The organism is Caulobacter segnis, assembly GCF_031454995.1.
GTDB classification, from domain to species: Bacteria; Pseudomonadota; Alphaproteobacteria; order Caulobacterales; family Caulobacteraceae; genus Caulobacter; species Caulobacter segnis_E.
In genome coordinates this window covers 247,069-267,558 of the sequence record NZ_JAVDRV010000005.1, presented here as the reverse complement: position 1 = coordinate 267,558, position 20,490 = coordinate 247,069, and the positions used below count along the sequence as shown (strand labels likewise).

Annotated in this window: 21 protein-coding genes and 1 tRNA gene; 6 read left to right on the top strand and 16 right to left on the bottom strand. The window is 67.7% G+C overall.

Annotated elements, in window-relative coordinates:
• Window positions 1–57: 57 nt before the first annotated feature.
• From J2728_RS17225 to mipZ, 4 genes are all read right to left on the bottom strand, one after another.
• A complete protein-coding gene (locus J2728_RS17225; protein WP_310001127.1) occupies window positions 58–1,278 on the bottom strand; it encodes an aminotransferase-like domain-containing protein in 1,221 nt (406 codons plus the stop codon).
• 81 nt (window positions 1,279–1,359) lie between these two features.
• A complete protein-coding gene (locus tag J2728_RS17220) occupies window positions 1,360–1,419 on the bottom strand; it encodes a hypothetical protein (protein WP_106907314.1) in 60 nt (19 codons plus the stop codon).
• 15 nt (window positions 1,420–1,434) lie between these two features.
• Window positions 1,435–1,869, bottom strand: coding sequence for a J domain-containing protein (locus J2728_RS17215; RefSeq protein ID WP_310001126.1), 435 nt, complete (start codon window positions 1,867–1,869; stop codon window positions 1,435–1,437).
• Between the two features lie 70 nt (window positions 1,870–1,939).
• Window positions 1,940–2,776 (bottom strand): division plane-positioning ATPase MipZ, encoded by an 837-nt coding sequence (gene mipZ, locus J2728_RS17210; protein ID WP_310001125.1) that lies wholly within the window; start codon window positions 2,774–2,776, stop codon window positions 1,940–1,942.
• Between the two features lie 300 nt (window positions 2,777–3,076).
• Here mipZ and panC point away from each other — a divergent pair, with 300 nt between their 5' ends.
• Window positions 3,077–3,940: a pantoate--beta-alanine ligase gene (gene panC / locus J2728_RS17205; protein WP_310001123.1), complete on the top strand. Its 864-nt coding sequence runs from the start codon at window positions 3,077–3,079 to the stop codon at window positions 3,938–3,940.
• A 174-nt stretch (window positions 3,941–4,114) separates the two neighbouring features.
• On the opposite strand, the gene J2728_RS17200 is transcribed toward panC, so the two are convergent.
• Entirely contained in the window at window positions 4,115–4,513 is a 399-nt protein-coding gene (locus J2728_RS17200; RefSeq protein ID WP_310001219.1) for a DUF1489 family protein, read from the bottom strand.
• A gap of 345 nt (window positions 4,514–4,858) precedes the next feature.
• On the opposite strand from J2728_RS17200, the gene J2728_RS17195 reads away from it, so the two are divergent.
• Window positions 4,859–5,536: a type 1 glutamine amidotransferase domain-containing protein gene (locus tag J2728_RS17195; RefSeq protein WP_310001122.1), complete on the top strand. Its 678-nt coding sequence runs from the start codon at window positions 4,859–4,861 to the stop codon at window positions 5,534–5,536.
• 43 nt (window positions 5,537–5,579) lie between these two features.
• On the opposite strand, the gene J2728_RS17190 is transcribed toward J2728_RS17195, so the two are convergent.
• The 4 genes from J2728_RS17190 to J2728_RS17175 are packed head-to-tail and all read right to left on the bottom strand — an operon-like array spanning window position 5,580 to window position 11,368.
• Window positions 5,580–7,538, bottom strand: coding sequence for an acetyl/propionyl/methylcrotonyl-CoA carboxylase subunit alpha (locus J2728_RS17190; protein WP_310001121.1), 1,959 nt, complete (start codon window positions 7,536–7,538; stop codon window positions 5,580–5,582).
• Between the two features lie 7 nt (window positions 7,539–7,545).
• Window positions 7,546–8,895, bottom strand: coding sequence for a DUF3667 domain-containing protein (locus J2728_RS17185; protein WP_310001120.1), 1,350 nt, complete (start codon window positions 8,893–8,895; stop codon window positions 7,546–7,548).
• Between the two features lie 21 nt (window positions 8,896–8,916).
• Complete coding sequence (locus J2728_RS17180) at window positions 8,917–9,756, bottom strand: enoyl-CoA hydratase-related protein (RefSeq protein WP_310001118.1); 840 nt, start codon at window positions 9,754–9,756, stop codon at window positions 8,917–8,919.
• 19 nt (window positions 9,757–9,775) lie between these two features.
• Window positions 9,776–11,368, bottom strand: coding sequence for a carboxyl transferase domain-containing protein (locus tag J2728_RS17175; RefSeq protein WP_310001116.1), 1,593 nt, complete (start codon window positions 11,366–11,368; stop codon window positions 9,776–9,778).
• A gap of 202 nt (window positions 11,369–11,570) precedes the next feature.
• Between J2728_RS17175 and J2728_RS17170 the strand changes: the two genes are divergently transcribed.
• Window positions 11,571–13,337, top strand: coding sequence for a patatin-like phospholipase family protein (locus J2728_RS17170; RefSeq protein WP_310001114.1), 1,767 nt, complete (start codon window positions 11,571–11,573; stop codon window positions 13,335–13,337).
• Here J2728_RS17170 and J2728_RS17165 read toward each other — a convergent pair.
• Window positions 13,323–14,105, bottom strand: a complete 783-nt coding sequence (locus tag J2728_RS17165) for a methyltransferase domain-containing protein (protein WP_310001113.1) — start codon at window positions 14,103–14,105, stop codon at window positions 13,323–13,325. The two genes, J2728_RS17170 and J2728_RS17165, sit on opposite strands and share 15 nt — an antisense overlap.
• A 138-nt stretch (window positions 14,106–14,243) precedes the next feature.
• Here J2728_RS17165 and J2728_RS17160 point away from each other — a divergent pair, with 138 nt between their 5' ends.
• Window positions 14,244–14,393, top strand: a complete 150-nt coding sequence (locus J2728_RS17160) for a hypothetical protein (RefSeq protein ID WP_310001227.1) — start codon at window positions 14,244–14,246, stop codon at window positions 14,391–14,393.
• A 77-nt stretch (window positions 14,394–14,470) separates the two neighbouring features.
• Entirely contained in the window at window positions 14,471–14,557 is an 87-nt protein-coding gene (locus J2728_RS17155; RefSeq protein ID WP_310001217.1) for a hypothetical protein, read from the top strand.
• A 112-nt stretch (window positions 14,558–14,669) separates the two neighbouring features.
• Here the strand turns inward: J2728_RS17155 and J2728_RS17150 are convergent, their stop codons facing one another.
• The 5 genes from J2728_RS17150 to J2728_RS17130 form a co-directional block, all read right to left on the bottom strand.
• Window positions 14,670–15,830, bottom strand: coding sequence for an isovaleryl-CoA dehydrogenase (locus J2728_RS17150; RefSeq protein ID WP_310001216.1), 1,161 nt, complete (start codon window positions 15,828–15,830; stop codon window positions 14,670–14,672).
• Between the two features lie 82 nt (window positions 15,831–15,912).
• Complete coding sequence (spmX, locus tag J2728_RS17145; RefSeq protein ID WP_310001112.1) at window positions 15,913–17,160, bottom strand: lysozyme-family localization factor SpmX; 1,248 nt, start codon at window positions 17,158–17,160, stop codon at window positions 15,913–15,915.
• 83 nt (window positions 17,161–17,243) lie between these two features.
• Window positions 17,244–18,698 (bottom strand): magnesium transporter, encoded by a 1,455-nt coding sequence (mgtE, locus tag J2728_RS17140; protein WP_310001110.1) that lies wholly within the window; start codon window positions 18,696–18,698, stop codon window positions 17,244–17,246.
• 147 nt (window positions 18,699–18,845) lie between these two features.
• Window positions 18,846–18,930 (bottom strand) — tRNA-Leu (locus tag J2728_RS17135).
• Window positions 18,931–19,016: 86 nt separating this feature from the next.
• On the bottom strand, window positions 19,017–19,328 hold the full coding sequence (locus J2728_RS17130) for a FliM/FliN family flagellar motor switch protein (protein WP_310001108.1): 312 nt from the start codon (window positions 19,326–19,328) through the stop codon (window positions 19,017–19,019).
• 12 nt (window positions 19,329–19,340) lie between these two features.
• On the opposite strand from J2728_RS17130, the gene lipB reads away from it, so the two are divergent.
• Entirely contained in the window at window positions 19,341–20,066 is a 726-nt protein-coding gene (gene lipB, locus J2728_RS17125; protein ID WP_310001106.1) for a lipoyl(octanoyl) transferase LipB, read from the top strand.
• Window positions 20,067–20,076: 10 nt separating this feature from the next.
• Here lipB and J2728_RS17120 read toward each other — a convergent pair whose 3' ends face one another.
• Window positions 20,077–20,481 (bottom strand): DUF805 domain-containing protein, encoded by a 405-nt coding sequence (locus J2728_RS17120; RefSeq protein WP_099536080.1) that lies wholly within the window; start codon window positions 20,479–20,481, stop codon window positions 20,077–20,079.
• Window positions 20,482–20,490: the final 9 nt, after the last annotated feature.

Sequence of the window (20,490 nt, the reverse complement as noted above, 5' to 3'; positions counted from 1 at the left end):
ACGCTCCAAGAACAAAGAAAAGCCCCGGAAGGTCGTCCTTCCGGGGCTTTTTTCTGCCTAGGCCTCCGCCATCACCCGTCCGATCAGTCGGGCCAGGCGCTGGACGCCCTCCTCGATCTGCTCGTCGGTGGGCAAGGAGTAGCTGAGGCGGATCGCGTTGGCGCGCTGAACCTCGGCGAAGAACGGCGCGCCCGGCACGAAGGCCACGCGCTCCTCGGCGATCGCCCGCGCCAGCAGCTCGGCGCCGTCGATCCCCTCTGGCAGGTCGATCCAGACGAACATGCCGCCTTCCGGATGCGACCAGGTCACGCCCTTGGGCATGGTCTTGTCGAGCGTCGCCAGCATCACCCGCGCCTTGTGGCCATAGGCGCCGCGCAGACGGTGCAGGTGCTGGTCATAGCCTTCCGAGACCGCGCGGTGGGCGACCATCTGGTTGATCGTCGACACGTGCAGGTCCGCGCCCTGCTTGAGCAGCACGAGCTTCTCGATCACCGCCTTGGGCCCGCAGACCCAGCCGATCCGAAGGGCCGGCGACAGGGTCTTGGACAGGGTCCCCAGGAACATGGTGCGGGTGTTGTCGATGCCGCCCGCGCGAGCGATGTCGAGCGACAGCAGGGTCGGCGTCGGCTCGCCGATGAAACGCAGCTCACGATAGGCGGCGTCCTCGACCAGGGTCATGTCCAGCCGGTCGCCCAGGGCCAGCAGCGCCTCGCGCTCGGCCAGGGTCAGGCTGACCCCCGTCGGATTGGCGAAGTCGGGCACGAAATAGCCCAGCGCGCCGCGGGGCAGATCGACCGCCTCCGGCGCGGCGAGCGCGCCGTCCGGCAGGTCGCGATAGGCGGGCTCGTAGCCGTTGAAGGCCTGCAGAGCGCCGAGATAGGTCGGGCGCGCCACGACCACCGGGTCGCCCGGGCTGATGAACAGCTTGCCGATCAGGTCCAGGGCCTGCTGCGAACCGGCGGTCAGCATGATATTATGCGGCTCGCACGGCATGCCGTCGCGGGTCATGCGCTCGGCGATCCACTGGCGCAGAGGCAGATAGCCCTCGCTGACCGAGTACTGCAGCGCCTGGCGCGACAGCACCGGATCGGCCAGCACGGCGTGGTAGCCGCTCTGAATCTCCTCGGCCGGGAACAGGCCAGGATCGGGAATGCCGCCGGCGAAGGACAGGATGTCGGGCTGGTCCAGAAGCTTGAGAAGCTCGCGGATCTCGCTGGCGCGGACGCGGGCCATGCGGTCGCTGAAGCGCGCGGCCCAGTCGTGGGATTGGTCGGTCATGGGGCGATCAGAAGTCCGAAGGGGAAAGACACTGTAAAGAGACGCGCGACGGCGTCTCGCCTGAACAAGGGGTTCAGGGCGTCATACCGAGCAGGTCGGTCCCGAAGAGCGGCGGCGCCAGAAGCGTTCGCGATTGATCATGGCGTCTGTCCTAGCTCAGCCGCGCCGCTTGATCAAACGATCCCGCGCGGCGTTCAGTTGGGCGGCCAAGCCCTCGGTGCCGCCGACGTCGGGGTGGGCCATGCGGATCAGGCGGGCGTAGGCGGCCTTGATCTCGTCGAGGGTCGCATCGGCTGAGACGCCCAGAATGGCGCGCGCCTCGGATAGGCTGAGTTCGTCGCGCGGCGGCTGAACAAACTGGCGACGGATCACCGGCCGCCGGCGAGCCTCGGTGACGGTCCACAGACCCAGGACGCCCAGCACAATGCCCGTGCCCCACGAGCCCCGGATCGTGGCGTATCCCGCGAAAGCGAAGGCGACGATCGCCGCCACGCCGGCCCCGACCCGCCAGCCGTCGCCCTTCAGCAGGTTGCGACGGCGCGGCCAGAGCAGGAAGGCCAGGATGGCCGCGCCCAGCAGCAGATAGATCATCACGACTCCGGATACGAAACGGGCGGCAGGGTCGCCCCGGCCGCCCGCCCCAGATCATGTAGCCCTTGGACTACTGCGCCGCCAGCAGCGTCTCGCCCGAATAGGCCGACAGGCCCAGGCTGTGCATCAGGGCGCGGAGTTCCTGACGCGCGGCCAGATGCTGCAGCGAGACCGGCACCGGCCGCACTTGCGGCGACAGGTCGGCGATGGTCAGGCCGAAGGGGAACAGCTCGCGATAGATGACCCGGTCGCGCAGGCCAGGCCCGATGCGGAAGCCAACCCGCTTGGCCAGGGCCGTCAGACGATCCTCCAGGCGCTTGCGGTTCCGGGCCTCGGTGGTCGCCAAACGATTGCGCAACACGACCCAATCAAGAGCCTGACGTTGGCCCGACAGCGCCCTCTGCTTCCGCGCTTCCCAGACGGTCAGCGAATAGAGGCTGGGCTTGGTCAGCTCCATGGTCACCGGATCGACATGACCCAGCATGTCGAAGTCGACGAAACTGTCGTTCATCGGCGTGACGATCAGGTCGGCGCGGCCGTGGGCCAGGCGCGAGACGGCGGTGTCGCCTCCGGGGGTGTCGATCAGCACGAAGTCGCATTCGGCCAGCCCCTTGGCGAAGGCCGCCTCGAAGCCGGCGACCTGCTCCTCGTCCGACTTCTCGGCCAGGGCGATGTCGTTGCCCGACAGGCGCAGCGACAGCGGCTCGGGTAGCTCGAGCTTCTTGCTTTCCAGCCAAGCGCGCCGGTTCTCGAAGAACCGCGCCGAGGTGCTCTGGCGCAGGTCCAGGTCGATGACCGCGACCTTGGCGCCGCCGTACAGCAGCGCGGTGACGAGATGGACGGCGATGGTCGACTTGCCCGCCCCGCCCTTCTCGTTGCCGACGACGATGACACGCGTTTCAGCCATGAGTTCGATCCTTGATGCGTCGCGACTCGCGCGACCTTGGACGGAGGTTAACACGATGTTACCGCCGCCTCATGGGGTCAACGGCGTCAATCCACAGCCCTAATTGTCGCATCACTCCCGAATGAGGGTTTCCCTTGCGTCGCGGTGGACCTTCGGCCGCGCGAAGGCCATAAGCCCCGAGCGCGCCCGAGCGGCCAAACCGTTCGAGCGCGCTCTAAGTCTATGAATTCGAGCCTGTTTATCTGGCTTAGATGGTTCCATCTAAACCAGACAGGCTCGCCTGTCCGCGTGGAGGCCGCCATGACCCAACCGACCATCGTCCGCACCGTCGCCGAAATGCGCGAGCATGTCCGCGCCTGGAAGGCCGCCGGCCAGCGCGTGGCCCTGGTCCCGACCATGGGCGCGCTGCATGAGGGCCACCTCTCCTTGATCCGCCTGGCGCAAGAGAACGCCGACCGCGTGATCGCCAGCGTCTTCGTCAATCCCAAGCAGTTCGCCCCGCACGAGGACTTCGACGCCTACCCGCGCGGCGAGGCCGTCGACGCCGAAAAGCTGGCCTCGGTCGGCTGCGACCTGATGTTCGCGCCCAACGCCAGCGAGATGTATGCCCGAGGCTTCTCGACCCTGATCACGGTGTCGGGGGTGTCGGAGCCGCTGGAAGGCGCGGCGCGCCCACAATTCTTCGGTGGCGTCGCCACCGTGGTCGCCAAGCTGTTCATCCAGTCCCAGGCCGACGTCGCCGTGTTCGGCGAGAAGGACTACCAGCAGCTGCAGGTGGTCAAGCGCATGGCCCGCGACCTGGACATCCCGATCGAGATCATCGGCGCGCCAACGGCCCGGGCCGAGGACGGTCTCGCCCTCTCCTCGCGCAACGCCTACCTGTCGGCGGAAGAGCGCGCGGCGGCCGTGGCCCTGCCGAACGCCATGAAGGCCGCCGCCCATGCGGTGGCGGCGGGCGGCCGGATCGACGCGGCCGAAGCGGCCGCGGTCGAGGCGCTGAAGACGGCCGGCTTCCGCCAGGTCGACTACGTGGAGATTCGCGAAGCCAGCGATCTATCGCGGCTGGGACCAGGCCCGATCGGCGCCGCGGAGGGTCGCGTTCTGGTCGCGGCTTGGTTGGGAGGCACGCGCCTGATCGACAACATGGCCGTCGGGCCAGCCTGACCTCATCGGATCAGAGCATCGGGTTCAGCGCCATGAAGACGCCGACGGCAAAGCCCACGAACGCCATAGCCGCGCCCAAGATGGCGGAACCGGCCTTCATCGCGCCCTCCGTTTCCCTACGGAGAAAGAGAACACCCGCCCTGGTTGCCACTAAACTAACAACGCCCGCGTGAGTTACCAGGCGCCCAGCTCGCGCAGTTGGCGAGCCAGCTCCGGCGGCAGGTCCGCGGCTTCGCCTTCCGTCAGGTCCGGCGGCGCGTCCTCGGGGGTCAGGTAGCGCCACCCCTGGAACGGCCGCCGCGGCTGCGGCGCCACCCGCACGATGGTCGGATCGACCGTGACCTCGCAGCGCGACGACGGTCCCGAGCCGACCGTATCAATGGCCAGGATCTTCTGACGGCACAGGATCTGGCCCTTGAAGACCCGGTACAGCGAGCCGCCGTCCAGGACATCGTCGATCCGCTTGGGCGTCATGCGGGTGTGCATGATCCAAGGGTGACCTTCCTTGTGCCAAGCCAGGAGATCCTCGATCGTGTCGCAGCCGACGACCAGCTTGATGATGTGCAGCGCCATGGCCTGGTAGATAGCGCGCTGGCGTGGCAAGGCAATCGCTCAAGCCGGGTCCGCCATTCGCGCGAAGGGTGAATGCCCTCGCCGCCCCGCATCACGCCGGTATGCTGGAACCATCGCGCTTCACCAGGGCGCGATGACTCGGCGGATTCGTCCGCCCGGCGCCGCCGCTATGGACGTTGTCGCATGCGTCCAGAGCGGCGGTTCTCTTTTTCAGGCTCAAGGCGAGCCTGGTTTCGTGACGCCTGCCTCACCAAATAAGGCCTCTCGCGATCCAGTCGCGTCGTCGCGCGTTACTCCCCGCGGCGCGAACGACGCCCGCCCCCGCCCCGAAAAAGGAGAAGGCCCGTGAAGATCCTGATGGTTCTCACCTCGCATGATGAACTCGGCGACACCGGCAAGAAGACCGGCTTCTGGCTCGAGGAATTCGCCGCGCCCTACTACGCCTTCAAGGACGCCGGAGCCGAGATCGTGCTGGCCTCGCCCGCCGGCGGCCAGCCGCCCATCGACCCCAAGAGCGACCAGCCCGACTCCCAGACCGAACTGACGCATCGCTTCAAAGCCGATCCGGAGGCCCAGAAGGCCCTCGCCAGCACCGTGAGGCTGGACACCGTAAAGGCGGAAGACTTCGACACGGTCTTCTATCCCGGCGGTCACGGCCCGCTGTGGGATCTGGCCGAACTGCCCGCCTCGATCCAGCTGATCGAAGCCTTCGAGCGCGCCGGCAAGCCCATCGGCTTCGTCTGCCACGCGCCGGGCGTCCTGCGCCACGTCAAGGCGGCCGACGGCTCGCCGCTCGTGAAGGGGCGCAAGGTCACCGGCTTCACCAATTCCGAGGAAGCCGCGGTCGAACTGACCGACGTCGTTCCGTTCCTGGTCGAGGACGAGTTCAAGAAACTCGGCGCGACCTACGAGAAGGGCGCCGACTGGGGTCCCTTCGTCGTCGTGGACGGCAAGCTGGTCACCGGCCAGAACCCCGCCAGCTCCGAAGACGCGGCCAAGGCGCTGCTCGCCCAGCTCAGCTGAGGCGCGAGGGCCGGGCCGATCGCGGCCTGGCCCGCTCTTCCGCTCAGGCGCCTTCCAGCCGGGCCAGCACCACGCCCTCGCTGACCTGGCCGCCGGCCGAGGCCGAAAGCTCCGCCACCACGCCGTCGAACGGCGCGACCAGGGCGTGCTCCATCTTCATGGCTTCCAGGGTCAGCAGGGTCTGGCCCTTGCTGACGGTCTGGCCGGCTTCCACCGAGACCGAGACGATCTTGCCCGGCATCGGCGACAGGATCGCGCCGTCCGAGGCCGCGCCCTCGCCCGCGCCGCCGACATGGGCCTCGAAGTCGAACGCCTGGACGTCGCCGCCCTCGAACACGTGGATCGGCCCCGTGCCGTAGGTCGTCGGCAGGCGCGCGACCTCATCGAAGGTGCGGCCGTCGACATGACGGATGTCCCAGGACCAGTCCTCGGTCCCGCCGCCCAGCAAGGCCACGCGCAGCGGCGTCGGCTTGCCGTCCGCGGACATCGGCAGGGTCATGGCCGCGCGATCGGCGTTCATCCGGAAGCCTAGCAGCTTGGACGGCGCGCTCTCCCACGGATCGGGTCGCGCCTCGGCTTCCAGGAAGCTGTCCAGCCGCCAGCCGATCGCGGCCATGGCCGGCTCGTCGCTGAACGTCCGCTCGGTCAGCTCATCCAACCGCGCCTCGATGAAGCCGGTGTCAACCGCGCCGTCGACGAAGTCCGGGTGGCTGGCGCATTTGGCCAGGAAGGCGGCGTTGGTCTTGACCGGCCAGACCTCGACCAGGGCGCAAGCCTCGGCCAGGCGCTGGGCGGCGTCCTCGCGATCGACGCCATGGGCGATCAGCTTGGCGATCATCGGATCATAGAAGGGCGTGACCTCGCCCCCCTCCTCCACCGCGCTGTCGACGCGGACGTCGCCCTCGGGCAGGCGGAAGTGCTTGAGCTTGCCCGTCGACGGCAGGAAGCCGGTCGCCGGGTTCTCGGCGTAGAGGCGCGCCTCCATGGCCCAGCCGTCCAGGGTGATTTCGTCCTGTTCCAAGGGCAGTTGCTCGCCGGCGGCTACGCGCAGTTGCCATTCGACCAGATCCTGGCCGGTGACCATCTCGGTGACCGGATGCTCGACCTGCAGGCGGGTGTTCATCTCCATGAACCAGATGCGGTCGGCCCGCAGGCCTTCGCTGGCGTCGGCGATGAACTCGACCGTGCCCGCGCCGACATAGCCCACGGCCTTGGCGGCCTTCACGGCGGCGGCGCAGACCGCTTGCCGGGTCTTCTCGTCCATGCCGGGAGCCGGCGCTTCTTCGATGACCTTCTGGTGGCGGCGTTGCAGCGAGCAGTCGCGCTCGAACAGGTGGACGACGTCGCCGTGGCTGTCGCCGAACACCTGCACCTCGATATGGCGTGGCCGGGTGACGTACTTTTCCAAGAGCACGCGGTCGTCGCCGAACGCGGCCGAGGCCTCGCGACGGCACGAGCCCAAGGCCGCCTCAAAGTCCTCCGCCCGCTCGACCTTGCGCATGCCCTTGCCGCCGCCGCCCGCCACGGCCTTGATCAGCACCGGGTAGCCGATCTTGCCGGCTTCGGCCGCCAGGCGTTCGACCGACTGGTCCTCGCCCAGATAGCCAGGCGTCGTGGGCACGCCCGCCTCCATCATCACCGCCTTGGCGGCGTCCTTCAGGCCCATGGCGCGGATCGCCGAGGGCGGCGGGCCGATCCAGGTCAGGCCGGCGTCGATCACGCTCTGGGCGAAGTCGGCGTTCTCGGACAGGAAGCCATAGCCGGGGTGGATCGCGTCAGCGCCCATCTGCTTGGCCGCCGCCAGGATCTTGCGCGGGTCGAGATAGCTCTCCTTGGCCTGCGCGGGTCCGATCAGGATCGCCGCGTCGGCTTCCATCACGAACGGCGCATCGGCGTCCGCCTCCGAATAGACCGCGACCGTCCGCACGCCCATGTCGCGGGCGGTGCGGATGATGCGGCGGGCGATCTCGCCGCGATTGGCGATCAGGACGGAGGCGATCAAGCGGGACCTACATCTGTGTGAGGGTGAACAGCATCAACGCTGTGATCAGCATGGCGAAGGCGAAGACGCTCATGAACCAGACCACCAGCGTCTTGAAGATGGCCCCCACGATGGAGGAGCCGTAACCGCCGCGCAGAGTCTGGAAGAGATTGATCGGCGTCCAGAAGGTCAGGATGGCGAACCACGGGCCGATCAGCGCGGAGGGCAGCACCATGCCGATGGCGTTGGTCAGGAACGCGAACGACAGGAGGTTCGTCGCCACCAGCAGGTGGTCGTAGATATAGAACTGGCGGCGGTTCACATAGACCAGCGCGAGGCTGAGACCGATGATCGGCAGCAACAGCACCGCCAGGCGGTGAGCCCAACCGAACATGACGATGAGATAGTATTCAGGATTGGCTATGGCCTTCGCCAAGCCCTCCTTGGGCCACCAGGCGACGCTGTTTCCCTTGGAATGTCCGCCCAGATCGATGTCGGCCGTCACCTCTTTTTGAGTTGAGGCGCCCGCATGCGGCGCGGCTTCCTGCCGCGGCGCGCCAGTGGGCCTGACCACGTTGAAGTGCTGGCCGCCGATCTGCGCCTCGGCGATCTTCTGAGTGTTCTCGTCGATGTTGTCCGGGTCATCGAGATCCAACCCGCGGATCTGCTGAGCGACTTCCTCGCCGCGCTTCTCGATCTTGGCCTTGGCCTCGGCGGCGGCGTTGGGGTTCTTTTCCAGGGCGTCCGCCTCGGCGACCTTGGCGGCGTAACGGTCCTGAGCCTTCTTGGCCTTCTCGTCGTATTTGGCGGCGATCCTGGCCTTGTCCGCGCCGGGCTCCTTGAGCGCCTCGTCGCGCGCCTCGGCGGCGTCCCGGATGCGTCCGTCCCGGATCTCGACCGCTTCCTTGCGCATTTCGTCGGCCTTGGCCTTACGGCCGGCGGGCGTGACGAGCGCCGCGATCTCTCTCTCCTCCTTGAGCTCGATCTCGTGGCGGATTTTATGGATGGCGTGCTCGGCCGCGAAGATGAACAGCAGCAGGGCGACCAGGAAGGTGCGGAACGGCGGCGCGTGCCGCGCGATCCGTCCTTCCATCAAGTCCTTGGCCAGCACGCCCGGCTTGAAGAACAGCAGCGGCAGCGTGTTGGCCAGGCGACCATCGAGGTGGAACATCCCCTCGATGGTCTCCCAGATCAGGTGCAGGATGGAGCGATGATGCGTGTCGGCGTTCTGGCCGCACGAATAGCAGTACCACCCCTCCAAGGGCGTCCCGCAGTTCTTGCAAGGTTCGCCCTTGTGCGTGAACGGCTTCTTCTTCGACCGAGCGAAGCTCCCCGCCGAATCCGCCGCCGCCGCTTCCAGTTCCGCGCCTGTAACCACCCCATATCCCCCCGGTTGAATCTATTCAGTCCAGGACGGTTTACGACGGGCGAGGAAGGCGCGCACGCCTTCTTGTCCTTCCTCGGACACACGGCGGCGCGCGATCCGGCGGGCGGTCTCCTCGACGAGGCCTCTGTCGAGTTTCTGACCAGCGAAGTCGTTGACCAGGGCCTTGGCGTCGCCGATCGCGCCCGGCGCGCAGGGGACCATCTCCTCGATCAGAGCATCGCGGGCGGCTTCGAGGCCGGCCACGTCATCGAACACCTCGTCGACCAGGCCGTAGCTCCAGGCCGCGTCGGCGTCGAACACGCGGCCCGTGGCGAACAGAAGCTTGGCCGTGCGCGGGCCGAGGGCGGCGATGACATAGGGGCTGATGGTCGCCGGGGTGAGGCCGAGCTTCACCTCGGAGAACGAGAACTGGGCGTCGGCCGTGGCCAGGGCGTGATCGCATGCCGCGACGAGACCCGCGCCGCCGCCGTAGGCCGCGCCTTCGACCAGGGCCACGGTCAGGGCCGGGATGTCGTGCAGGGCCTTGAGCATGTGGGCCAACTCGAGCGCGTCGTCGCGATTGTCGTCCTCGTCCCATTCGACGGCGTCGGCCATCCAAGAGAGGTCCGCGCCGGCGCTGAACGCCCCGCCGACGCCGCGCAGGAACACCACGCGCACGCCTTCGGCGCCGTGCAGGGTCTCGAACGTCTGGCGCAGGGCCGCGATGGTCGCCGCGTCGAAGGCGTTCTTCTTTTCCGGGCGATTGATCCAGACGGTGACCGCGCCCTCGGGCGTGCTCTCCATGTGGACCAGCGGGCTCATCGCGTCGGTGTCGGGAACCTCGACGATGGGATCGGCGATGGGGTTGGTCATGGGAAAGCTCCTTTGAACGCTACATCCGGAAAACGCCGAAGGTCGTCTCCGGAATAGGGGCGTTGAGACTAGCCGAGATTGCAAGCCCCAGAACGTCCCGCGTTTGAGCCGGGTCAATGATCCCGTCGTCCCAAAGCCGCGCGGTGGCGTGATAGGGGTTGCCCTCGTCCTCGTATCGCTGGCGGATCGGGGCCTTGAAGGCCTCGGCCTCCTCCGGCGTCCATTTGGCCGCGTCCCGGTGGACGGTGGCCAGCACGCTGGCGGCCTGCTCGCCGCCCATCACCGAGATGCGGCTGTTGGGCCAGGTGAACAGGAAGCGCGGGGAATAGGCCCGGCCGCACATGCCGTAGTTGCCGGCCCCGAAGCTGCCGCCGATCAGAACCGTGAACTTCGGAACCTCGGCCGAGGCGACGGCGGTGACCAGCTTGGCGCCGTCCTTGGCGATGCCGCCGGCCTCGTACTTGCCGCCGACCATGAAGCCCGAGATGTTCTGCAGGAACACCAGCGGGATCTTGCGCTTGCAGGCCAGCTCGATGAAGTGCGCGCCCTTCAGGGCGCTCTCGCTGAACAACACGCCGTTGTTGGCCAGGATCGCCACCGGCTGGCCCCAGATGCGCGCGAAACCGCACACCAGAGTGGTCCCGTACAGCGCCTTGAACTCGTCGAACTTCGAACCGTCGACGATGCGGGCGATCACCTCGCGCACGTCGTAAGGCGCGCGGACGTCGGTGGGGACCACGCCGTACAGCTCTTCGGGGTCGTAGAGCGGCGGCTCGGCTTCGGCCAGGACCAGCTCTTGCGGCTTGGTGGTGTTCAGGTTGGCGACGATCGAGCGGACGATCTCCAGCGCGTGCTCGTCGTTCTCGGCGACATGGTCGACCACGCCCGAGCGGCGGCCGTGGGTCTCCGCCCCGCCCAGCTCCTCGGCGCTGATGACCTCGCCCGTGGCCGCCTTCACCAGGGGCGGGCCGGCCAGGAAGATGGTGCCCTGGTCGCGGACGATCACCGTCTCGTCGCTCATCGCCGGGACGTAGGCGCCGCCGGCGGTGCACGAGCCCATGACGCAGGCGATCTGAGCGATCCCGGCGGCGCTCATCCGCGCCTGGTTGAAGAAGATGCGGCCGAAGTGGTCGCGATCGGGGAAGACCTCGGCCTGATGGGGCAGGTTCGCGCCGCCGCTGTCGACCAGATAGACGCACGGCAGGCGGTTCTGGGCGGCGATCTCCTGGGCGCGCAGGTGCTTCTTTACCGTCATCGGGAAGTAGGCGCCGCCCTTCACCGTGGCGTCGTTGGCCACGATCATCACCTCGCGCCCCGACACGCGACCGACGCCGCAGATGATCCCCGCCCCCGGCGCTTCGCCGCCATAGAGGTCGCAGGCCGCCAGTTGACCGATCTCCAGGAACGGCGAGCCAGGATCCAGCAGGCGCTCCACCCGCTCCCGAGGCAGCAGCTTGCCCCGCGCGGCGTGACGCTCGCGGGCGCTCTCCGGACCACCCAGCGCCGCCTCGGCGACCTTGGCGCGTAATTCGGCGGCCAGGGCGCGGTTGTGCGCGGCGTTGCGGGCGAAGGCGTCGCTGGACGCGTCGATAACGGAGTTCAACTTCGGCATGACCGACGCTTAGCCTTTTCCACCCATCCCCGGAAGTCGGAGTTTTTTGGACCCCGAAGCCAGAGATTCAGGGTCAAAACCGTTCTTGGACATTTTATCTTCCAGAGCAATGATTGCGCCTGAACGCCCGAGCGGGGTCAAGCCTGCCGATCATTCGCGAGGCCGTTTACAGCTTTGCCCCGAGGGCTCTACGGTCCGCGCCGTGGAAACGCCCCTGCCTGATGACTCGGCACTAGCACGCCTGTTCGCCCGCGAGCGGCGGAAAGGAACAGCGGCGTGGTTCTCGCTGCCGGGCGGCGCAACTCTGTTCGAGCCAGGCGAGCCGGCCGATCAGCTCTATTTTCTCAAGACCGGACGCCTGGGCGCTTTCCGCCGCGAGCACGGCCAGGAGCCCCAGTTCCTGGGCCTGATCCGCCCCGGCGAACCCGCGGGCGAGATGGCGATGATCGGCGACACCGCCCATTCGGCCAGCATGGTCGCGTTGCGCGACAGCGAGATGCTGGCCATGCCGCGCGACATCTTCTTCGAGGCGGCCGAGGAGGATCCCAGCGTCCTGCTGGAGCTGTCGCGGCTGATGATCCTTCGAGCGCGACAGGCGCGCAATCAGCCGGCGGTCGGCGACCCTTCGGTGTTCGGCTTCATCGCCGTCGAGCCTGGCGCGCCGATCCGGCCGATCGTCGAGCGGCTCGGGCGCTGCATCGAGAACCTGGGCTACACGGTGACCGTCGAGGGCGGCGAAGCGCTGCTGGCGCCGACCGAGTGGTTCGGCAATGTCGAGCACGCGCACGACTTCGTCCTCTATGTCGCCGAGGCCGACGAAACCGCCTGGAAGCATGTGGTTGGTCGCCAAGTCGACCGGCTGTTCCGCGTGGGGCGCGGTGATCGGGCGCCGCCGACCGTGATCCCCAGCTACGCCTCCGGCCCGCTGCAGGCCCAGCGCCTGGTGGACCTCATCCTGCTGCAATCGGCCAGCCTGGAGCGGCCCAGCGGCTCGGAGGCCTGGGTCGCCGCCACCCAGCCCGCCCGACTGTTCCATCTGCGCGAGAACGGCGTGGCCGACCTGCAGCGCCTGGCGCGGGTCATGACCGGCCAGTCGGTGGGACTGGTGCTGTCCGGCGGCGGCGCGCGGGCCTACGCCCATATCGGCGCTATCCAGGCCATGCGGGAGCGGGCCATACCGATCGACTTCGTCGGCGGCGCCTCGATGGGCGCGATCATCGCCGCGGGCTTGGCGATGGGCTGGGACGACGGCGAGATGGAGGCTCGCATCCACAAGGCCTTCGTGGACTCAAGCCCGCTGGACGACATCGCCTTCCCGATGATCGCCATGACCCGCGGCGAGAAGGTCAGGATCCGGCTGGAGGAACACTTCGGCGGCGTCCAGATCAGCGACCTTTGGCTGCCGTTCTTCTGCGTCTCGTCGAACCTGACCTCCGGCGCCTATCAACTGCATCGCACGGGCGAGCTACAGGCGGCGCTGCGCGCCACGATCGCCCTGCCCGGCGTGATGCCGCCGGCCACGGACAATGGCTCGGTGCTGGTCGATGGGGCGGTGATGAAGAACTTCCCCGCCGACGTCATGCGCGCGCTTCAGCCCGGCCCGATCGTCGGCGTGGACGTTACCCGCGGCCGCAGCATCACGCCCGAGGACCTGGTGACGCCGCCCTCGTTGTGGAGCTGGATCACGTCGGGCGAGTGGCGGCGCGGTCCGCCCATCGTGGCCCTGTTGATGCGGGCCGCCACGGTGACGTCCGGCCGCGACATCACCGCCGCCCGCGAAGCCACCGACGTCCTGATCACGCCCAAGCTGGAGGGCGTCGACATCCGCGACTGGCGGGCCTTCGAGCCCTCGGTCAAGGCTGGTCGGGTCGCCGCCGGCTTCGCGCTCGACACCCTGCGCCAACCCGTCACGACACTGCGTCGCAGGCTGAGCCTGCGCGAGCGCCAAGCCGCCTCAAGCCGCGCTTGACCGTCGGGCGACGACGAACAGCCGCTTGAACGGAAACAGGGTCACCCCGTCGTCCCGACGCGGAAACCGACGCGCCAGACGCGCGCGCCAGGCGTCGAGGAAAAGCGGTCTCTCGTCGCCATTCAAGGCGTCGAGATAGGGCCGCAAGGTCGCGCCCATTGTCCATTCCACGATGGGATCCTCGCCGCGCAGCGCGTGCAGGTAGGTGGTGGTCCAGACGTCGATCTCGGCGCACAGCGGCGCGAGCCAGTCATAGTAGTCGTCGGGCGACGCGGTCGGACCGGCGCCGGCGACGTTCGCGAGCTTGGAGGCCCAGGTTCCCACCTGCATGACCTCGGCGAGGCTGCCGCGCCAGCCCAGGCTGTCGACCACCGGGATCTGGATCGCCAGCACGCCCGACGGCGCCAGGGCCGCGGCCAGGCGCGGGATCAACATCTTATGATCGGGCACCCAATGAAGAGCGGCGTTGGTGAAGATCAGGTCCGCCGGCGCGTCCGGAGCGAAACCCTCGATGTCGCCCTCGATCCACTCCACCTGCTGGGACAGCGCCCGGGCTCGCCGCAGCATGTCCGGGCTTGAGTCGAGACCGCGCACCCGCGCCCGCGGGAAACGCTCGGCCAGCAAGGCGGCCTGCTCGCCCATGCCGCACCCTAGGTCCCAGATTTCGCGGGGGGCCATCTCCGGGGGGAGAATCGACATCAGGTCCTGAGCGGGGCGCTCGCGGTATCGACGATAGAGGGCGTAGATGTCCGGATCCCAGCGCGCCATTCTATCCCTCCCCGGTGCGACAATCAGACACCGTGCAACTTCGCGGTTTGTGAAGAATTCTTCTCAACGAAGAAGATTCATCATAGTGTTCGAGACAGGCTTCCGACAGAGGGGCCATAGGGAAGGAAATCACGCGGAATGGTCACGCAGATTCATCTGGCTCCCGGCGGCGCTCCCGCCCCCGCCCCCAGCCTCCGCCGGCTTAACCTGAGCCGCCCCTTGGCCATCGGCGCCGCGATGGCGATGTGGGCCGCGATCCTGATTGGCCTTCGCCTGCTGACGCTCTGACCGCGACCTCGCGTCGCGCGCGGAGCCTCTTCCCATCGGGGAGAAAAGGCCCATATCCTCCTTGTGTTGTTCAACCACTGAAAGGAGGTGATCCAGTGTCTCATTGTCTCCAACCGCGGTCGCGAGTCGTGACCTGGAGCCTGAAGAACGAGGTTTCCGCCTAAGGTGTTGAGCACCTAGGTTTAAGTCACGCGCTGCGCGAGCGGCTACGACGATGGAAGGGCCGTCCCGATCGGGGCGGCCCTTTTTCGTGTCCGTCGCCTGCTTTGGCTGGTCTCAGGCCCCGATCAGCTCGCGACCGATCAGGAAGCGGCGGATTTCGTTGGTGCCGGCCCCGATGTCGTAGAGCTTGGCGTCCCGCAGCAGCCGTTCGACCGGCCATTCCTTGGTGTAGCCCGCGCCGCCCAGGGCTTGGATCGCCTCCAGGGACACCTTCACGGCGTTCTCGCTGGCCATCAGGATCGCGCCGGCCGCGTCGAAGCGCGTGGTCTTTCCGGCGTCGCAAGCCCGCGCCACGGCATAGACATAGGCCCGGGCCGAGTTCAGGGCCACGTACATGTCGGCGATCTTGCCCTGCATCAGCTGGAAGCCGCCGATCGGTTGGCCGAACTGCTTGCGGTCGCGCACATACGGCAGGACGATGTCGAGGCAGGCCTGCATGATGCCCAGCGGCCCCGCCGCCAGCACCGCGCGCTCGTAGTCGAGGCCGCTCATCAGCACCCCCACGCCGCCGCCAACGGGGCCCATGACGTTCTCTTCCGGGATCTCGCAGTCCTCGAACACCAGCTCGGCGGTGTCCGAGCCGCGCATGCCCATCTTGTCCAGCTTCTTGGAGACGCTGAAGCCCTTCATCCCCTTCTCGACGAGGAAGGCGGTGATGCCGCGGCTCCCCTCCCCCGTCTTGGCGTAGACCACCAGGGTGTCGGCGTGCGGGGCGTTGGTGATCCAGAACTTCGTGCCGTTCAGGACGTAGCGGTCGCCGCGCTGCTCGGCGCGCAGCTTCATCGACACGACGTCGGAGCCCGCCCCCGCCTCGCTCATGGCCAGGGAGCCGACATGCTCGCCGCTGATCAGCTTGGGCAGGTAGCGCCGCTTCTGCTCGGGCGTACCCCAGCGACGGATCTGATTGACGCAGAGGTTAGAGTGCGCGCCGTACGACAGGCCCACCGAGGCCGAGGCGCGGGAAACCTCCTCCATCGCCACGACGTGCTCAAGGTAGCCCAGGCCCAGGCCGCCGAACTCCTCCTCGACGGTGATGCCGTGCAGGCCCAGGTCGCCCATCGGGACCCACAGGGCGCGCGGGAAGGTGTTGGTCTCGTCGATCTCGGCCGCCAGGGGCGCGATGCGGTCGGCGGCGAAGCGGGCGGTCGTCTCGCGGATCGCGTCGGCGGTCTCGCCCAGCGCGAAGTCCATCGTGGGTGCGAAATTCGTCATGATAGTCCTCCCATGGCACGAACGCCCGCGGATCAGCTAGACCCGCGGGCGTTCTTGCTCAGCTTCCCTTGAGTAAGGAAACTTCTTATTCGCCCGCCCTATCCGGCCCGGCCAGTCGGCGCAACAGAAGATACGCCGAAACCACGAAGCAGATCGCGCCAACTATGCTGGCGCCATAGCCGAACAGCCGGACCTGATCGGCGGCCCCGACCGCGACGGTCAGGATCCACAGGACGCCGCCGCCGAACAGCGACAGACCCAACAGGCCCAGCACGATCAACAGGCTAGCGCTGCCGCGCGAGCGCGGGGGCTTGCGACGGCCACCCGCGATTTCGGCCGCGGGCGACGCATCCGTGGCGGCGCTGATCGAGAAGCCGTCGAGATTGAACGCCGAGCCGCCGTCCGTCGCCGCGCCGAACAGCGTCGGCTCGTTGGCGACCGGGCCCGGCGCGAAGGCTTCCGCGGCGGCCGGCTTTTCGGGCGCCTGGGGCGACGGGCGGAATGGGGTCAGCTCGACGACCGGCGTGTCCTGGAACAGGACGGGGCCGGACGCGGCGCCAGCGGCCTTCTCGATCCGCGGGACCGGCGGTTCGGGCAAGCCAAGATCCGGCTGCGCCTTGCTGGGCGTCGCGTCCGTCTCGGCGAGAATGGCCTCCAGCCGCGCGCTCACGGCGGCGGCGGACTGTTCCGTCGCGGAGGGCCTGTCCTCTTCCGGGACAGCGATACTGAAGGGCAAATCACCGTCGCGATGCGCGACGATGCGATCGCCTTCGGTGCGCGTGCTGACGGCGGCCGGCGTCTGCTTGGGAATGGCGTTGCTGGCGTCGTAGTCGATCTTGGGCCGCAAGACGGGGCTGGGCGCGGGCACCCACTCGCCGTTGGCGGGCGTCAGGAACAGGGTTTTCTCGGCCGATCGGCGGCGAACCAGGGCGTCGATGACGATCCGCTCGCCCTCGAAGTCAGCCTTGCGCCACATCTCCATGGCGCAGGCGGCCTGCAGCAGCGAGCCCTCGTTGATCCGGCGCAGCACGCCCGAGCGCAGGAAGTTCTCGAGACCAATATTGAAGGCGAAGCAGACCAGGGCGTCGAACTGGTTCTGGGTCAGCGGCGTATAGGTGTGCTCGTTGACCGAGTGGGCCACCGAGATCAGGTCGTACAGCAGCAGCGCCTCGGCGTCCTTTTCCGAGACAGTCGCGCCCGGGCGCGCGGTCAGCGTGTGGCCATAGCCGATCGTCCAGCGCCCATCGGGAAGCTGGGCGGACGACTGACGGTAGCCTTCGAATCTCTTGATGAGATCGACGGCGGCGCGGGAGACCTGATGACGCGGTTTCATCGCCTAGTTTGACCCAAATTGAGACAGACGCGGGTGTGCTCGCCTGTCCCGGCGCAAGGACCGCGCCAGTTTGGCTGGATTCCTCAGTGCAAAAGCAGGGACGCGATCAGCAATACCGCGAAGAAGCCCGTGAAGTCCGTCAGGAAGGTGACGAAGATCGACGAGGACACCGCTGGGTCGCGCCCCATCTTCTCCAGCGCCAGCGGCATCAGGATGCCGCCCACCGCCGCGGTGAAGATGTTGGCCACCAACGCCGCGCCGACGATGATCGCCAGCTTGTCGTGATGATCCGCCGGACCGAAGAACAGATAGGTCGCCGTTCCCATCACCAAAGCAAGACACAGGCCATTGACCAGGCCGACCAGCAGCTCGCGCAGGATGATCCGGCGGGCGTTGGCCGTGGTCAGCTCCTTGCTGGCCAGGGCGCGCACGGCGACGGCCAGGGTCTGGGTGCCGGCGTTGCCGCCCAGCGACGAGACGATCGGCATCAGGATGGCCAGGGCGACCAACTGAGCGATCTCGGCCTGGAAGATGGCGACGCCGCTGACGGCCAGGGTGGCGGTGGCCAGGTTCAGCATCAGCCACGGCAGGCGCGACTTGACGATCTCGACCACCGAGGCGTCGCGGCCCGCGTCGGACACGCCGGCCAGGGCCAGGATGTCTTCCTGGGCCTCGTCGCGAATGACCTCGACGATGTCGTCGACGGTGATCTGGCCGACCAGCCGCCCGCCCGGCTCGATCACCGGCGCGCTGATCAGGTGGTACTTGTCGAAGATGTAGGCGACCTCTTCCTGGTCCATGTCGACCGGAATTTCGGTGACCGCCTCCATCAGCTCGGCCAGCGGCGTCTCGCGCCGGCTGCGCAGCAGGATGCTGATCGGAATGGCGCCGACGGGCTTGTAGGTCGGATCGACCACATAGACGTCGAAGAACAGCTCCGGCAGCGTCTCGCCCGCCTCGCGGACGTGGTCGATCGTCTGGCCGACCGTCCAGAACTCGGGCGCGGCCAGGAACTCGCGCTGCATCAGGCGGCCGGCCGTCTCGTCCTCGTAGGACAGGGTCGTCTCGATCGCGGCGCGGTCGGTCTCGCCCATGGCGGCCAGCACCTGGAAGCGCTTGGTGTCGTCCAGGTCGTCGATGACGTCGGCGGCGTCGTCGGTGTCCAGCTCTTCCAGCGCGCGGGCCAGGGTCACCGACGGCGTGGCCTCCAGCACCTCCTCGCGGATGTTGTCCTCGAGCTCGGAGATGATCTCGCCCAGCGCCTCGGGATCGAGCAGCGGGATGATCTGCTCGCGATAGTCGGCGGTCAGGAAGCCCATCAGGTCGGCGACGTCGGCCGGGTCCAGGGCGCCCACCAGCTCGCGCAGGCGCTTGGCGTCGCCGCTGTCCGCGGCGTCGACCACCATCTCGACGTATTCGGGATTGAGGGCGTAGTCCTCGCCAAGGGCCAGGTCTTCCAGCTCCTCGGGGGTCTCGGATTTGGCCAGCGGGATGTCGTCCAGCACGTCGTCGGTCAGTTCGGCGGTGTCCCGGGTCATGGGGGCCTCCTGAGCTCTTAGAGCGCGTGGGTTCGTGCTGGTTGGTCCGATGAAGCGACCCCGAGGCGAAATCAGGGCCAGAAACGATTAGAGCGCCCCTTGCGAGTCGGAAACCGATTTCGCCGGAGCGCCCTATTCAAGTTCACCTGGTGCGGTCGAGAAGACTCGAACTTCCACATCTTGCGATACAGCGACCTCAACGCTGCGCGTCTACCAATTCCGCCACGACCGCTCGTGGTGAGGGGCGGCACGTAGCAAACTGAATCGGCTTTGGGAAGTCGGAAGTTCGCCTATCGCGAACTTCTCCCCCGCGACGAATTAGGTCCCGCCCGCCATGTAGTCGTAGACGTCGGCCGCGCGGGTCACCTGGATGGCGATGCGGTCGTCGCTGATCTGGATTTCGCCGCGGGCGATGGGATGGTTGTTGGCCAGGATCCAGACTTCGTCGTTCGTCTTGGCGTCCAGCGGGATCACGGCGCCACGGCCCATGCGCAGCAGTTGCTGCATGGGCAGGATCGAACGGCCCAAAAGGACGGAGATCTCGACATTGACGGCGTTGACCTGGGTCACGAAGTAAGGCCCCTGAACTGACACACGCGACCGACCGGGTCGCCGCGTCCAAGATTGCAAGATTAGGGCCGTATGCTTGCGCTCCCGTTAAACGCTGAAAACACTGGACTTCCGACCATGAGGCGCGATGACGCGGCGCCCGTTGGCTGGGCGGTTTCGACCGACTACGTGGATTACCCGGCAGCCGTTGCCGCCATGGAGGCGCGGGCCGCCGCCATCGCAGACGGGACGGCGGGCGAATTGATCTGGCTGCTGGAGCACCCGCCTCTCTATACCGCCGGCGTCTCGGCCAAGGCCGGCGACCTGCTGACACCCGACCGCTTCCCGGTGTTCGAGAGCGGGCGCGGCGGGCAGTTCACCTATCACGGCCCAGGCCAGCGCGTGGCCTATGTGATGCTGGACCTGACCAAGCGCGGGCGCGACGTGCGCGCCTTCGTCGCGGCGCTGGAAGCTTGGATCATCGACGCCCTGGCCGCCTTCAACGTCACCGGCGAGCTGCGCGAGGGCCGCGTCGGCGTCTGGGTCGAGCGCAAGGGCGCGGGCTGGAGCCGCGAGGACAAGATCGCCGCCATCGGCGTCAAGCTGCGCCGTTGGGTCAGCTTCCACGGGATCAGTCTGAACGTGGAGCCGGATCTGTCGCACTTCTCCGGCATCGTGCCCTGCGGCCAGACCGAGCACGGCGTCACCAGCCTGGTGGATCTTGGCCTGCCCGTCACTCTGGACGAAGCGGACGCGGCGCTACGGGCGAGCTTCGAGAAGGTGTTCGGGCCCGCCGAGGACGCCACGACGCCGGTCTAGGACCGACGACCTAGATCGAAATCGTCTTCAGAGGATTGGGACCGTAACGGTTCGCGCCCTGCTCGCCGCCCATCACGCCTAGCTCGACCACCGCCCAGGCGATGACCAGGCAGAACATGAAGTCCAGGAAGTGCTCGGGCTGGGGCCAGACGGCGATGAAGGCCACGAGGATCAACAGCGCCCACCAGCCCGACCGGCCGCGATCATGCAAGCGCTTGGACAGCACGCAGGCGCCCGAGAACAGCAGGGCCGGATAAACGACCCAGCCGGTCAGCCAGTGCAGGGTGTAGCCGGCGATGGCCTCGTAAAGCACCGCCACGCCCAGCAGCACCGCCGCGGCGATCAGGAACGGCGTGCGCGCCAGCCGGCCGTTCGACGACAGGAACAGCTCCGCCCACTCGCTACGTTCGCTCATCTCACCTTC

Excerpts from the sequence above, each read along its gene's own strand:
- spmX (WP_310001112.1), bottom strand. The coding sequence starts at position 17,160 with ATGAAACCGCGTCATCAGGTCTCCCGCGCCGCCGTCGATCTCATCAAG.
- J2728_RS17160 (WP_310001227.1), top strand. The coding sequence starts at position 14,244 with ATGGTCACGCAGATTCATCTGGCTCCCGGCGGCGCTCCCGCCCCCGCC.
- J2728_RS17200 (WP_310001219.1), bottom strand. The coding sequence starts at position 4,513 with ATGGCGCTGCACATCATCAAGCTGGTCGTCGGCTGCGACACGATCGAG.
- mipZ (WP_310001125.1), bottom strand. The coding sequence starts at position 2,776 with ATGGCTGAAACGCGTGTCATCGTCGTCGGCAACGAGAAGGGCGGGGCG.
- mgtE (WP_310001110.1), bottom strand. The coding sequence starts at position 18,698 with ATGACCCGGGACACCGCCGAACTGACCGACGACGTGCTGGACGACATC.
- J2728_RS17175 (WP_310001116.1), bottom strand. The coding sequence starts at position 11,368 with ATGCCGAAGTTGAACTCCGTTATCGACGCGTCCAGCGACGCCTTCGCC.
- panC (WP_310001123.1), top strand. The coding sequence starts at position 3,077 with ATGACCCAACCGACCATCGTCCGCACCGTCGCCGAAATGCGCGAGCAT.
- J2728_RS17180 (WP_310001118.1), bottom strand. The coding sequence starts at position 9,756 with ATGACCAACCCCATCGCCGATCCCATCGTCGAGGTTCCCGACACCGAC.
- J2728_RS17225 (WP_310001127.1), bottom strand. The coding sequence starts at position 1,278 with ATGACCGACCAATCCCACGACTGGGCCGCGCGCTTCAGCGACCGCATG.
- lipB (WP_310001106.1), top strand. The coding sequence starts at position 19,341 with ATGCTTGCGCTCCCGTTAAACGCTGAAAACACTGGACTTCCGACCATG.
- J2728_RS17165 (WP_310001113.1), bottom strand. The coding sequence starts at position 14,105 with ATGGCGCGCTGGGATCCGGACATCTACGCCCTCTATCGTCGATACCGC.
- J2728_RS17215 (WP_310001126.1), bottom strand. The coding sequence starts at position 1,869 with ATGATCTATCTGCTGCTGGGCGCGGCCATCCTGGCCTTCCTGCTCTGG.
- J2728_RS17120 (WP_099536080.1), bottom strand. The coding sequence starts at position 20,481 with ATGAGCGAACGTAGCGAGTGGGCGGAGCTGTTCCTGTCGTCGAACGGC.